Annotated in this window: 12 protein-coding genes; 6 read left to right on the plus strand and 6 right to left on the minus strand. The window is 61.3% G+C overall.

All coding sequences use genetic code 11. The features are described from left to right. Positions 1 to 255: 255 nt before the first annotated feature. Together lon and B5D49_RS08160 are read left to right on the plus strand one after the other, a co-directional pair. Positions 256 to 2,610: an endopeptidase La gene (gene lon / locus B5D49_RS08155; protein ID WP_407670528.1), complete on the plus strand. Its 2,355-nt coding sequence runs from the start codon at positions 256 to 258 to the stop codon at positions 2,608 to 2,610. Positions 2,611 to 2,789: 179 nt separating this feature from the next. Beyond that, a complete protein-coding gene (locus B5D49_RS08160) occupies positions 2,790 to 5,186 on the plus strand; it encodes a methyl-accepting chemotaxis protein (RefSeq protein ID WP_078717197.1) in 2,397 nt (798 codons plus the stop codon). Positions 5,187 to 5,261: 75 nt separating this feature from the next. Here the strand turns inward: B5D49_RS08160 and B5D49_RS08165 are convergent, their stop codons facing one another. Beyond that, positions 5,262 to 6,533, minus strand: a complete 1,272-nt coding sequence (locus tag B5D49_RS08165) for a diguanylate cyclase domain-containing protein (RefSeq protein WP_078717198.1) — start codon at positions 6,531 to 6,533, stop codon at positions 5,262 to 5,264. Between the two features lie 178 nt (positions 6,534 to 6,711). On the opposite strand from B5D49_RS08165, the gene B5D49_RS08170 reads away from it, so the two are divergent. From B5D49_RS08170 to B5D49_RS08185, 3 genes are all read left to right on the plus strand, one after another. Continuing rightward, a complete protein-coding gene (locus tag B5D49_RS08170; protein ID WP_078717199.1) occupies positions 6,712 to 6,975 on the plus strand; it encodes an FmdB family zinc ribbon protein in 264 nt (87 codons plus the stop codon). Positions 6,976 to 7,019: 44 nt separating this feature from the next. Further along, positions 7,020 to 7,949 (plus strand): hydroxymethylbilane synthase, encoded by a 930-nt coding sequence (gene hemC, locus B5D49_RS08175; protein ID WP_078717200.1) that lies wholly within the window; start codon positions 7,020 to 7,022, stop codon positions 7,947 to 7,949. 625 nt (positions 7,950 to 8,574) lie between these two features. Next, positions 8,575 to 8,799 (plus strand): hypothetical protein, encoded by a 225-nt coding sequence (locus tag B5D49_RS08185; RefSeq protein WP_078717202.1) that lies wholly within the window; start codon positions 8,575 to 8,577, stop codon positions 8,797 to 8,799. Positions 8,800 to 8,866: 67 nt separating this feature from the next. On the opposite strand, the gene cobT is transcribed toward B5D49_RS08185, so the two are convergent. After that, positions 8,867 to 9,934 (minus strand): nicotinate-nucleotide--dimethylbenzimidazole phosphoribosyltransferase, encoded by a 1,068-nt coding sequence (cobT, locus tag B5D49_RS08190; RefSeq protein WP_078717203.1) that lies wholly within the window; start codon positions 9,932 to 9,934, stop codon positions 8,867 to 8,869. Positions 9,935 to 10,144: 210 nt separating this feature from the next. Between cobT and B5D49_RS08195 the strand changes: the two genes are divergently transcribed. Next, on the plus strand, positions 10,145 to 11,005 hold the full coding sequence (locus B5D49_RS08195) for a WcbI family polysaccharide biosynthesis putative acetyltransferase (protein ID WP_078717204.1): 861 nt from the start codon (positions 10,145 to 10,147) through the stop codon (positions 11,003 to 11,005). On the opposite strand, the gene B5D49_RS08200 is transcribed toward B5D49_RS08195, so the two are convergent. From B5D49_RS08200 to B5D49_RS08215, 4 genes are all read right to left on the minus strand, one after another. Then, entirely contained in the window at positions 10,965 to 11,573 is a 609-nt protein-coding gene (locus B5D49_RS08200) for a hypothetical protein (RefSeq protein WP_078717205.1), read from the minus strand. The genes B5D49_RS08195 and B5D49_RS08200 overlap by 41 nt on opposite strands. Further along, a complete protein-coding gene (gene thrB / locus B5D49_RS08205) occupies positions 11,570 to 12,109 on the minus strand; it encodes a homoserine kinase (protein ID WP_078717206.1) in 540 nt (179 codons plus the stop codon). The genes B5D49_RS08200 and thrB overlap by 4 nt, the downstream gene beginning before the upstream one ends. A gap of 205 nt (positions 12,110 to 12,314) precedes the next feature. After that, positions 12,315 to 12,857, minus strand: a complete 543-nt coding sequence (gene pyrR / locus B5D49_RS08210) for a bifunctional pyr operon transcriptional regulator/uracil phosphoribosyltransferase PyrR (RefSeq protein WP_078717207.1) — start codon at positions 12,855 to 12,857, stop codon at positions 12,315 to 12,317. 96 nt (positions 12,858 to 12,953) lie between these two features. Next, on the minus strand, positions 12,954 to 13,517 hold the full coding sequence (locus B5D49_RS08215) for a TetR/AcrR family transcriptional regulator (RefSeq protein WP_159447174.1): 564 nt from the start codon (positions 13,515 to 13,517) through the stop codon (positions 12,954 to 12,956). Between the last annotated feature and the right edge of the window lie 21 nt (positions 13,518 to 13,538).

Below are 13,538 nucleotides of genomic sequence, written 5' to 3' on the forward strand. Positions count from 1 at the left end.
CCCCTTGTCATTGAGCCAGGACGTCTTATCAGGGATAATACTGGAAATACATTCCCGCATAGGAAACACTCTCCCTGTTCCGTGCCGAACATACGACTGAGAATCAAAGGACGACCCTTGAGCAAGAAGAAAAAAACACCCATCAAGCCCAAACGCCTGCGCCGGGTCAAAAGCGGGAGCCGTCCCGCGCCCGTAGACGCCCGGGAAGAGGCGGAGCGCCTGTTCAGCGGGGGCGAAGACCAGGGCGGCATTCCGGTGCAGGATATCACCGGGGGGCTTACCGAGCAGGATGAACGGGACATACCCGAAGTTCTGCCCGTGCTTGCCGTGCGAGATATCGTGGTTTTCAACTACATGATCCTTCCGCTGTACGTGGGCCGGGAAAAATCCGTCAAGGCCGTGGACGCGGCGCTTTCCGGCAAGCGGCATATCCTTATCCTCACCCAGCGCGACGAGTCCGTGGAAGACCCCGAAACCGAGGAATTGTATGAAGTGGGCACTGTGGCCACGGTCATGCGCATGCTCAAAATGCCGGACGGCCGGCTGAAGATCCTGGTGCAGGGGCTGGCTCGCGCCGAGGTGCGACGCTTCACGGGCAATGAGGAATACCACGAGGCGGAGATTCGGATCCTGCGCGAACAGGAGACCGAAAACAACGCGGAAACCGAAGCGCTGATGCGGTCCTCCCGCGAACAGAGCGAGCGCATTTTGACCCTGCGCGGCATCACGCCCCAGGACATCATGGCCGTGCTGAACAACGTGCATGAGCCGGGCCGCCTGGCCGACCTCATCGCCTCGAACCTGCGCATTACCGTGCCTGAGGCCCAGGACATCCTGGAGTGCCGCGAGCCTGTGGAACGCCTGCGCATGGCCGCCACGCAGCTGAGCAAAGAAGTGGAAGTGGCGCAAATGCAGAATAAGATCCAGAACATGGCCAAAGAGGGCATGGACCGGGCGCAGCGCGACTTTTATCTTCGGGAACAGCTTAAGGCCATCAAGCGGGAGCTGGGCGACAGCGATTCCGAAGGCGAGGAAATGGAGCAGCTGGCCCGGGCCATTGAGCGGGCGGGCATGCCCAAAGACGTGCGCAAGGAAGTCTACAAGCAGCTCAAGCGGCTGGAAGGCATGCACGCGGAATCCTCGGAAGCCACGGTCATCCGGACCTATTTGGATTGGATGATCGAATTGCCGTGGAAAAAGATTTCCCGCGATCGGCTGGACATCAAGGAGGCTGCGCGCATCCTGGACGAGGATCACTACGACCTGACCAAGGTCAAGGACCGCATCCTTGAATATCTTTCCGTGCGCAAGCTCAATCCCAAAATGAAGGGACCGATTCTTTGTTTCGTGGGACCGCCGGGCGTGGGCAAAACCTCGCTGGGCCGTTCCATTGCCCGCTCCCTGGGGCGTAAATTCCATCGCATGTCCCTGGGCGGCATGCGGGACGAAGCCGAGATCCGTGGCCACCGCCGGACCTACATCGGATCCATGCCGGGCCGCATTGTCCAGGCGCTGAAGCTCTGCGGCAAGCGCAACCCCGTGATCATGCTCGATGAAATCGACAAGCTCGGCTCGGATTTTCGGGGTGACCCGTCCTCGGCATTGCTAGAGGTGCTGGACCCGGAACAGAACAACAGCTTTACGGACCATTATCTGAATGTGCCGTTCGATCTGTCCAAGGTGATGTTCATCTGCACGGCCAACGTGCTGGACACCATCCCCCAGCCGTTGCTGGACCGCATGGAAGTGATCCGCATCCCCGGGTATACCGAGCAGGAAAAGGTTACCATTGCGGAGCGGTACATCGTTCCCCGCCAGGCCAAGGACAACGGTCTGAAAGAAGGGGAGCTGGAACTCGGCGAGGGCGTGCTCTCCCGCATCATCCGCGAATACACCAGCGAGGCCGGGCTACGGAACCTGGAACGCGAGGTGGGATCCGTGTGTCGCAAGATGGCCCGCAAAAAGGCCGAGGACGAGGCCGGACCCTATGTCGTGAGCACGGAGAATCTGCACACCATCCTCGGGGTGCCGCGGTTCCTTGAGGATGAAACCGAGCCGGATCTGCCTCCGGGCGTGGCCCTTGGATTGGCCTGGACCCCGGTGGGCGGCGAAACCCTGCATGTGGAAGTGACCACCATGCCCGGCAAGGGCAAGCTGCTGCTCACGGGCAAGCTGGGCGACGTCATGAAGGAATCGGCCCAGGCCGCGCTTTCCTTTGCCCGCGCCCATGCCGGGGAGTACGGCATTGATCCGTCGTTTACCGAAAATCGGGACATCCACGTACACGTGCCTGCCGGCGCCACGCCCAAGGACGGACCGTCCGCCGGCGTGACCCTGGTGACGGCGCTCATTTCCGCGCTCACAGAAACCCCGGTGCGGCCCGATCTGGTCATGACCGGCGAGATTTCGTTGCGCGGCCGGGTGCTGCCCGTGGGCGGCATCAAGGAAAAGATCCTCGCGGCCGTGGCCAAGGGCATGAAGCACGCCCTGATTCCGGCCCAGAACAATAAAGACTTGCAGGATATTCCTGAGGAACTGCGCAAGCGCATCCAGATTGAACTGGTGGAACGCGTGGAGGAAATCTGGCCCAAGGCCAAATCCGTATCCTGATACTGCTGTTACTGCGGACCATTCACAGCCCCTGCACGGAGTTACTCGTGCGGGGGCTGTTTTTTTATTGCAATCGTCGCGTAATCGTCACGCGATCGTAACAGGCAAAAGTGCAGGGTACGTACCATCCCGTCGATCCGGGGGGATGTGCGTCAATACAGTTGTTAAAGAGGGTCCCGATGTCCTTAAAGAAAAAAATGATGATTTTGTGCATGGCCGCCGGGCTGCTTCCCTTGCTGCTCATGGGTACCTACAGCGTGAACACGGCGGCCGGAAGCCTGCGAATACAGGCCATGGACCAATTGCGATCCGTGCGGGACGGCAAGCGCATTGCAATGGAAACCCTGGTGGATAAGTGGACCGCCGAGGTCGGCATCTATGCCGAGGTCAAGGAGGTCTACAACGCCCTGGGCATGCTGCGCATGTATGACGACTACGAAGACCCGGAATTTCTCGAAGACCACGCCTATGTCAGCCCCAGCTTTGCCCCGTTCGTGGAAACGCTCGGCTTTGAGGATGCCTTGCTGGCGGAGGATTACGGAAGCGTCTTATTTTCCTATAATCAATCTCCGCTGCGGGGCGTGGATCTGAAGGGCGAATCCTTTCGGGGAACCAATCTCGGGCGTGCGTTTGCCCGGGCATTGCAGGGGGAAATCGCCTTTGCGGACGTGGAACCGCTGGCCGTGTTGGACCATCGGCCCGTGGCGTTTGTGGCCGCGCCCGTGCATAGCCACACCGGAGACGTGCAGGGCGTGGCGCTGCTGCAACTCCCCTTGCGTGAGCTGGGACGGGCCATGCGCACCAGAACGGGCATGGGGGAGACCGGGGAAACCTATCTTGTGGGTACGGATCGGCTGATGCGTTCGGACACGCGCAATGATCCGGCCGGGCATAGTGTGCAGCAGTCCTTTGCGGACCCGGAAAACGGGCGGGTGGAAACCGAACCTGTGCGTGCCGCGTTGGAAGGGGACTCCTGGGCCGGGGTGACGGAAAATTATGCTGGGGATTCCGTGATCGCGGCCTCTGCCCCGGTATCCTTTGGCGCGGAAACCTGGGTGCTGGTGGCGGAGATTCAGACCGCCGAGGCCTTTGCTCCGGTGCGAAATCTTCGGCTTGCCGCCTTTATTCTGGGCGTGGTCACGGTGGTGCTGCTTGCTATGCTGACCTGGCGCATCCTGCGGCGGCAATTGATCCATCCTATGAGCGTTATCGACGAATTTTTGTCCCGGGTGGCTTCGGGGGACTACTCGGCCCGGCTGGAGGGAAATTTCAGCGGAGAAATGAAGGACTTGTCCGGGCATATTCTGGCCATGTTCAAAGAGTTGAAAAAGCGACTCGGTTTCAGCGAAGGGATTTTGCGGGCCGTTACCGTGCCTTGTCTGGTGGTGGATGAGCACATGCAGGTTTCCTATGTGAATGATGCCTACCTCGACCTGGTGAACTATCGTGAGGAACGCAGGGACGTGGTGGGCAAGCCTGTGGAGCAGCTCTTGCTCACCCGGGACAAGAGCAAAAGCATGCTGCATCGCTGCGTGGAGGAAGGCCGCGCCATACTTGGCGTGGAGCGGCGCTGGTCCGACATGGACGGGGACGAATTGCGGGTGCGCCTGGACGTGGCCCCGCTGTATGATCTGGATGGACGAAATATCGGGGCCGTGGCCCTGGCTTCGGACCTCACGGACATTCGGGCCAAGGAAGAGCGCATTGAGGCGCAAAACAGGGCGCTCATGGAAATGACGCACAAGGCGGGCGAGGCCTCGCGCATCGTGTCCGATGGTTCGGAACGGCTGCTGGAACGCGTGTCCAGCGTGAGCCAGGGGGCAGCCTCCCAGTTCGAGCGTGTGGCACGGGCTTCCTCGGCCATGGAGCGGCTGCATTCCGGGTTGGTCTCGTCGGCGTCCATGGCAGAGGAGGCGGAGCGCCGTACCCAGGATTCCGTGCGTCACTCCCGGGAGGGCATGGCCGTCATGCAGGATTCAGCACAGGCCATCGAACAGGTACGGGAGCTGTCCAACCTGCTCAGCAGCGACATGTCCCGTCTGGGTGATCGGGTGGAAGGGGTAACCGAGATTTTGGAAGTCATCAACGACGTTGCCGACCAGACCAACCTGCTGGCTCTGAATGCGGCTATCGAGGCGGCCCGGGCGGGCGAGGCCGGGCGCGGATTCGCGGTGGTGGCCGACGAGGTGCGTAAACTTGCGGAAAAAACCATGCAGGCCACCGGTCGCGTTGAACAGGATATTGCCGCTATCCAGCAGGAATCGCGCCGCAATGTGGAACGGACAAAAGAGGCGGATATGGCCGTGGACAAGGCCGAAGCCCTGGTCAAGCGCACCTGGGAGGCGCTGGAAACCATAGCCGGGCTGTCCGAGGAAACAGCCAGACGCATTGCCGGCATTGCCGAAGCCACGCGGGAACAGACCGAGGAACATGGCGATGTGAACAAAAGCATTGCCGAACTCACGGACATTGCCGAGCGCATTGCCGGGGAAATGGATGATTCCTCCCGCGCCGTGAATGAATTGGCCGAGGCCGCACGCGGTCTGGGCGACCTCATTGCTTCGGTGCGCCGCTGAACGGTTCAGGTATTCGGCCGGGGAGGGGTTCTCCCCGGAGGGCCGAATCGCTGAAAAGTGGAACGAATTCAGGCGTTATTCCGGGGTCGGACACACGGAGCAGGCCAACTGATTACGGCCGGACTGCTTGGCTTGGTAGAGCATGGTATCCGCGTCCTTGAGCATGTCTTCCAGGCTTTCCCCCGGGGTGTCCGCAAGTCCGGCACTGGCAGTGTAGGCTACCTCTCCTTTTTCCGTGGGGACGGATGCCCCGGCAACCTCCTGCAGAAAGGCTTCCAGCCCGGGACGAACCTGCGCCGTGCTCACGCCAGGGAGCAGCAGGGCAAACTCTTCTCCACCATACCGGCAAACCAGCCCGTTGCGGCCGAACCGGTCCGAGAGCCGTAAGGCGAAATTCTTCAGCACCTGATCTCCCACGTTGTGGCCGTACTGGTCGTTGATGCGTTTAAAATGGTCCAGGTCGAGGATCACGGCCTGGAGCGGATAGCCGCGCTTCACGGCTTCGGCATGGGTGGTTCGGGCGCGGCGGATGAAATGGTAGCGGTTGGGCAGCCCGGTGAGGTAGTCGTTTTCCGCCATGCGTTTGATGGTATCCAGGTATTCCAAAATTTCCATGTTTTGCCGGATGCGGCAGTGGAATTCCTCCACCAGAAAGGGCTTGCGCAAAAAGTCGTTGGCCCCGGATTTGATGAAGCGGGCGGAGATGAGCGGGCTGTTCTCTGCGGAAAGGCCCACGATGGCCAGCCGCTGGCGGGGGCGGAAGGAACGCACCTCGCGTACCAGTTCCACGCCGCTCAGTCCCGGCATGCTGAAATCCGTGACCATCAAGCGGATGTCCGCGTGTTGCCGCAGCATGGTCAACGCCTGTTCCCCGTCCTCGGCCTCCAGAACCTGGTAAAGGTGGGTGCGCAGAAGATCCGAAACCAGTGTGCGCGCCGAAGCCGAGTCGTCCACCACGAGGATCTTTACCTCGCGGTTGCGGCGCAGCCGTTCCAGGGCCGCCAAAATTTCGTTCAGGCTGTCCGGTCCCTCCTTGAGCACGTAGTCCACCACGTTTTTGGACATAACCACATCGCGCACGCCTTCACTGAATTCCCCCGTGAACACGATGGACGGGATGCCCTGGCGCACGAAATAGTCCACCACCTCGCCCCTGGGCGAATCCGGCAGGTGCAGATCCAGCAGCGCCGCAAACAGTCCTTTTCCCTGGGCGTCGAGGAACGCTTTGGCTTCCTTATAGGACGTCACGCAATCCACACGGAATCCGCCTTCCTCCTCGAGCTTGCGGCGTACCACCGAGGCGAAGAACGGACTGTCTTCCACCATAAGAATATGTTTATCCGGCATGAGTTCCCCCCGTGATCAAATCGTTGAATGCTCAGTATACACAGGTTCGCGGAAAAAGGTCCATGCCAAAGAATCATGGCGTGAATCTTGGTGTTTCGCGGGGCGGACCGGTCGCTCCGGTTGACAAATCCACGGATTCAGTGGACACAACCGGAGTCAATTTGCATCGGAGGTTCTTATGCCCATATATGAGTTTCAATGCCGGGATTGCGGCAAAGAGTTTGAGGAAATCGTGCTCGGCGCGGACGAGACCGTAACCTGCCCGGAATGCGGGTCCACGGCCACACAGCAACTTATTTCCCGCTGCGGGTTCAAGACCGGCGGGGGAGCGCCCGCCTCTGACGGTGGCGAGGCCGCCGAATCCAAGCCCCAGTATCGCGGTATCGGCTCCAGTGCCGGTTGCGCCGGATGCAGCGGCGGCAACTGTTCCTCCTGCGGCTGATCCGGGCCGTTTCGAACTCACCAAACCCGTAAGGATTTTGTTTCATGCAGAGCATTGTCATCGCCACCAGGGGCAGCAAACTCGCCCTGTGGCAGGCGGAGCACGTCAGCAGTCTCCTGCGTCAGCGTCATGCCGGGCTGGAGGTCCAGCTCCTCAAGATCAAGACCAAAGGCGATAAGATTCTGGACGTTCCACTGGCCAAGGTGGGCGGCAAAGGATTGTTCGTCAAGGAGATTGAGGAAGCCCTTCTGGACGGCCGGGCCGACATCGCCGTGCATTCCATGAAGGATGTACCCACGCAACTGCCCGAGGGTTTGGTGGTGGACGTTATTCCCGAGCGGGAAGCCTTCACGGATACGTTGTGTTCCGTGCGCTACGACGGGCTGGACGAACTGCCTGAGGGCGCTGTGGTGGGAACCAGCAGCCTGCGCCGCCAATCCCAGATTCTGGCGATGCGCCCGGACCTGAAGGTGGAAACCCTGCGCGGCAATCTGGAAACCCGCATGGGCAAGCTCCTGGACGGTCAGTACGACGCCATTATTCTGGCCACGGCCGGTCTGGTGCGTTTGGAAGTGAGTGCGCCCAAGATGCAGGAGCTGGGACCGCCCCACTTCCTGCCCGCCGTGGCCCAAGGCGCTCTGGGCATTGAGTACCGCCGCGAGGATGCCGAGGTGCGCGAGGCTATCGCCTTCATGCACCACAAGGAGTCTTCCATCCATGTTTGGGCGGAGCGGGGATTTCTCACCGGCTTGGACGGCGGTTGCCAGGTTCCCATTGCGGCCTGGTCCGAACGGCTGGGCCAGGGCCGGGTGCGGCTCACTGGATTTGTGGCCGACGTGGACGGCACCAACCCCATCCGCATGGTGGAGGAGGGCGACGAGTCCGAAGCCTGGGACATCGGCACCCGTTTGGCGGATCGCGTTCTGGACGCGGGCGGCAAGGAGATTCTGGACCGCGTCTACGGACGGGACTGATCCGGCGCGTCGGGATCGTTTGCTCCGGCAAAGAAGGCACATGCAGCAATCCCGTGCAGAGCGATTCCCGGACCGGAACGCGGTGCGCGACCTGTAGCGCCCCCGGGGTAGGTCCGCATCGGCTCGGGAGCACTTGGCCGGGAGTATATGGCCGGGAGTATATGGCCTGAACTTTCGGAGCGTGGATGCCCTGCGTGGCCAGGTTTCGGAAGCTCGGTACGCCCCGGCCTATGGATCCGGAAAGCGGCCATGCGGATTGCTGCGTGCTTTCTGTCTCCCGCTGCGCGGTAGGTTTGGCTCTGCTCCGGTGTTCTGACTGTTTTTCCAGATTCTTTTTCCTTTCCACTGTTTTCCGGCCCTTCCAGCGGCAGATGCTTGCCTTGGGGGGCCGACTGTTGTGGTGCGCCGTTTGCTCGGGACATTGCCGCTTCTGCCTTGCCGGGCCGGGGTACGGGCGTCTGTCAAAAAATTTTTATACAAATTTTTCAGGCGAGATCAGCGGGTTGGGTAGGGTAAAATATCGTGTTGGCGAATATGCCTAAAGAAATCTGCGGCTCATCCGATACAGCATGCAGAGGTCGGCGGGGGAACCAAGGCCGGCCAAGGAGAACAAGGAGGTATCTTCATGGAACTGAACAGCGTATCCACCCCGGTACCCCAGACTCCGACGAACAGTGATCGGAGCGGGCAAGCCGACATGATGAAGGACATTCGCAAGGCCAGGTTGCAGCGTCAGGTCATGGCGGACCCGTCCCTCGCGTCCAAGCTGGTGTCTGTGGAGGCCACGGCCACGTATAATGCCAGCGGAAATCTGGTGCAGGCCGTGGGAGGGAACCTTGGTGATGTCTGAATCAAAGGTTCCTGGGACATGAACCGCCCGGTCGAGCGTTCGGCCGGGCGGTTTGCATTTTGCGGGGCTAGTCGCCTTCAGCGACGCCGGCCTCGTCGAACGTGGCCATGGTATTGAAGATGTCCGCTGCCGAGCGCAGCAGGAAGAGCGCCACGGCCGCACCAGTCCCCTCGCCGAGCCGGAAGCCAAGATCCAGCAGGGGATCCCCGCCGAGTCCGCGTACGGCCGCAGCATACCCTGGCTCCGCTGAACTATGGCTGAGTACGGCGTAATCCGCCACATGCGGACAAAATTTCCAGGCCGAAACATAGGCCGCCGTGGAGATGAACCCGTCTACAAGAATCATCTGTCGATTGGCTGCACCGCCCAGAATCAGCCCGGCCAGCACCGCCAGCTCGAATCCACCCAATGCCGCGAGCACGCGCAAGGGGTCACGGCTGGACACGGCGTCGGTATTGACGGCCAGGGCGCGCTGGATAGCGTCGATCTTTCGGGCCACGCCCTCGCTGCCCAGGCCGGTTCCCGGACCGGTGATGTCCTGCGGTTTAAGGCCGAGATGGGCGCAATACAGGGCCGTGGACGGGGTGGTGTTGGCAATGCCCATGTCCCCGGTGAGCAGGGTACGGATGCCGTCGGCCCTGGCCTGGTCCGCGAGTTGCGCGCCGAATAGCAGGGCGCGTTCGCAGGTGGTCTCGTCCATGGCCGGACCCTGCGTAAAATTATTCGTGCCGTCCCCAAGTTTGTACTGGATCAGGTCCGGATGCTGGTCAAAGAGCGGGCCGGCCACGCCCGCGTTGACCACGTACAGCTCCGCGCCCACGGTGCGGGCCAGCACGTTGATGCCTGCGCCTCCGTTCAGAAAATTGAGCACCATCTGCCGGGTCACTTCCTGAGGAAAGGCGCTGACTCCTTCCCGGGCCACGCCGTGGTCGCCCGCCACGGTGAAGATGCGGGCCGGATCAGCGGCCGGGGCTTCGCCCCCACGGGCCATGTACATCTTGAGAGCCAATTCCTCGAGGCGGCCGAGGCTGCCCTTGGGCTTGGTGAGGTTGTCGAGCCGGGCCTGACCTGGTTCGCGCAGGGCCGGGTCAGCCGGGGAAATGGAGTGCAAGAGTTGGCGCAAGGAATCCGTCATAACGTGTTCTCCTGATGTGTTGAATGGCCGAGGATGTACACCGGTGCGATACGGCTTGGCAATCCGGGAGACCGGATGTCGTGTCGGCGGGTGCGGGCTTGTCAGACCGTGGAAAACATGCAATTCGCTGGTGTGGCGTGTCCTGGATGGCGGAAGCCTGGAAGATGGTACTGGATTCGCCGGATTCAGAGCCGAATCGGAAAAAACGTAATGCAACAACCCATGACCGACAAACCGCTTTGCCTCATCCATGCCAATTGCCAGGGCGAACCACTGGCCGAATGCTTGCGCCGCGTACCCGGATTCGGCGATCTGTTTGAGGTGCGTCTGTATACCAACTATATTCGCGAACCAGTGCCGGAAGCGGACCTTTCGCGGTGCGCCGTGTTTTTGTATCAGCCCTTGCGGGATGAGGCGATCTGGGGAGAGCTGACCTCGGCCCGGTTGCTGGAACGCCTGCCGGCAGGTGCCGGGAGCGTGGCGATCCCAAGCATGTTTTTTCGGTTGTACTGGCCGTTTTGGCGGGGCGGCGGGGCGTTTGAATCCTCCCATGTCGTCCTGGACAGATTGCTGCGGGAAGGATTGCCAAAAACGGACTTGCTGCGCGTCTTTCTGCGGGGCCGTGTGCTGCCCGGCGCGGAAATCGAGCGGGTCACGAATCAGTCCCTGGCCCGGGAACGAGCCAAGGAACAGCTCACGCCCATCAAGTACGTGGACTGGGTCTGCGATCATTTTCGGGAGCGTCTGCTCCTGAACCAAGTCAACCATCCGGGGCATGAGCTGCTCTGCCATGTGGCCCGGGAGGTTTTGCGGCTGTTGGACGTGGCCGAACCGGACGGCGGTGTGGAACCGCTGGTGCCGGAGCTGCATCCGGAATTCCGCATGCCCGTGCATCCCGTGGTGGCCGCCCATTGGGGACTGGCCTTTGCGGATGAGAGCACGCGTTATCCCGTGTACGGTCGGAAGCTGACCTTTGCGGAGTATGCGGAGGAATACGTCAATGCCCGGCTGCTGGGTATTGACGACTTCATTACCTACCTGCGGGCCCGTGCAACGACGGCGGACCACTGACCAGCATTTCCGCCAGGGTCAGGTCCACCCGCGGCAGTTGCCGGATCTTGTTGCCCAAAAAGCCCATCTCCAATTGCGCCAGGTCGCGGTACAGCGGGGTGCGGTCCAGCACAAAAACATCCTCGCGGTCTTTGGTCAGTTCCTGGGTGCGGTAGCAGCCCGCAAATTGTATGCACGCCCCATTGGGTTTGACCAGCTTGTTGGGGACGCCGTGCATGCGGCAGATCATGAGCCGGTGGCGGTACATGCCGCAAAGTCCGTCGTCATTGAGCGGACACATGATTCTGGGGCGGTTCCCAGCGGCCAGGTCGTTGCGGGCGCGGGCCACGTATTCTTCGGCCCGTTGCAGATAGGTATCCTTGCGCTCCTGGGGCAGTTGGTTCATGCCCTGCCAGAGGTAGGCCCATTCGATGTAGGTATGATGTTGAAAGTAGCTGGTACAGCAGTTGTTTTCACAGTTTTCACAGCTTAGCCCCACGTGTTGGGCCGCTTCGTCATAGGCGCTGACCATGCGGTCGTAGAGAGCGGCGAGCTTGCGAAAGGCTGCCTTGGGAGTCAATTTGTTCATCGTGATGGCCTGATTTGGTGTTCGGCGTCCAGCCAGTGCAGGATCTGGCGCACGGTTTCTTCGGGCGCGGGGGTGTCTGTGGCGAATTCCACGTCCGAGGCGTGGCGATAGAGGGGCAGGCGTTCGGCGTGCAGCTCGGCCTTGGTTTTGCCGCCAATGGCCAGTCCCCGGTTGGGGGCCGCGTCCACGCGTGCGGCAAAGGTTTCCGGTTCCACGTGCAGATGGACCACCGGACCCAGGGAGCGGATGCGTTCCACGGCGCGGGAGCCGTAGACCACACTGCCTCCGGTGGAGACGATACAGCGCTGTATGCCCAGGTTGGCGACTTGATGTTCTTCCAATTCAAGAAATTTTTCCAGGCCCACGCTGTCCAGCAGATCCTGCAAGGGCATGGCGTAATACGCCTCCAGAAGCTGGTCCGTGTCCACATGTGCCCAGTTCAGTTCGTTGGCCAGCAGGCGTCCCACCGTGGACTTACCGGCTCCGGCAATGCCCACGAGGGTCACGCAGCGGGTTTCGATGTCGGTTTCAGGCACGTTGTCATACTCCGGGGCGCGGGATTCGGCCCGGCAAGGGGCGCGGTCCCGTGCGGACTTGGCAGGCCGTGGAGCGGGATGCCGGATGGATCATAAGGAATCGGGCCGCCTGCGCAGCATTGCGCCCGCTTCGGTCCCGGATTCCTTTTTCCCGCATCGCGCGTAATCGGAAACGGCCTGCGTAAAAGGATTGTTCAACACCCGGTTATTTTGGGGTCACCAGGCAGACCTTGTCTTCGCTGTCCCGTTCGGCAACGCGCACATCCACATGCTCGTCGCCGTGGGTGACCACATGTTTGCCCACATAATCTGCCTGGATGGGCAGCTCGCGCAGCCCGGCGCGGTCGATGAGCACCAGCAGTTCCACCCGCCGCGGGCGACCATAGTCCAGCACGGCCTCCAGGGCGGCACGGATGGTGCGGCCGGAGTAGAGCACGTCGTCCACGAGCAGTATGCTGGTGTTTTCGATGTCGAACGGGATCTCCGTGCGGTTGATGCTGGGCTGGATGTTCAGGGTGGTCCAGTCGTCACGGTAGAGGTTGATGTCCAGCTTGCCCAGGGGAATGTCGCGGCCCAGGGAGCGGTCCAGGCGTGCCTTGAGCCGCAGAGCCAGGTCCGCGCCGCGCCGCTGGATGCCCAGGAGTACCAGGCGTTCATCGTCGCCCCGTCGCTCGGAAACTTCGGAAGCCAGGCGTTCCAGGGTGCGTTCCATGTCCCTGGACGAGAGGATGGTGCCGCATTCTTCCATGATCACTTCCCCTTTTGCAGATGGAAAAAGGTTGTTTTGCGGTGCGGGAAGCAAAATGTCAAATCCGGGCCGCAGGGGGAGCCGGAATGCCGGACATCAGAGATTCGGAACCAGGCTCCGGCGCACGAATTGGACGGCCTCGGGGTCGAAGTCGCTGTCCATGTCCGGCCAGTAGACCTTGAGCTGCATCACGCCCAGCAGCAGCGCCACCAGGGTTTTTGCCGTGGGGTCCACGTCCACCTCGCGGATCACGCCCATGTTCATGGAGCGGGTCATGCATTCGGTGAAGAATTCGTGCATGCGTTCGATGACCGAGGTCATGGATTGCTTGGACGGGGAGAGCAGGGCGTAGGAACTGAGCACGATCTTGAGGTCGGCCAGGTTGTCCGAGGCAAAGCGGACATGGCCGTGCAGGATGCGCTCAATGGTGCCGTGGTCCCCGTCGCGGGCGGAGCGCAGGGTTTGCAGGAACTCGGAATATTTATCGTCCAGCTCCTGCAGGATTTGCAGGAGAATGGCTTCTTTATTTTCAAAGTGCCGGTAGATGGTGCCTTCGGAAATGCCGGCGCGTTTGGCCAGGGCCGCCGTGGTGGTGCCGTGATATCCGATTTCGGAGATCATGCTCCGGGCGATGTCCAGGATTCTGTCTTTGGTTTTCATTGCCGTTCGTCCTCGTTGTGA

The organism is Paucidesulfovibrio gracilis DSM 16080 (assembly GCF_900167125.1).
Taxonomy (GTDB): Bacteria; Desulfobacterota; Desulfovibrionia; order Desulfovibrionales; family Desulfovibrionaceae; genus Paucidesulfovibrio; species Paucidesulfovibrio gracilis.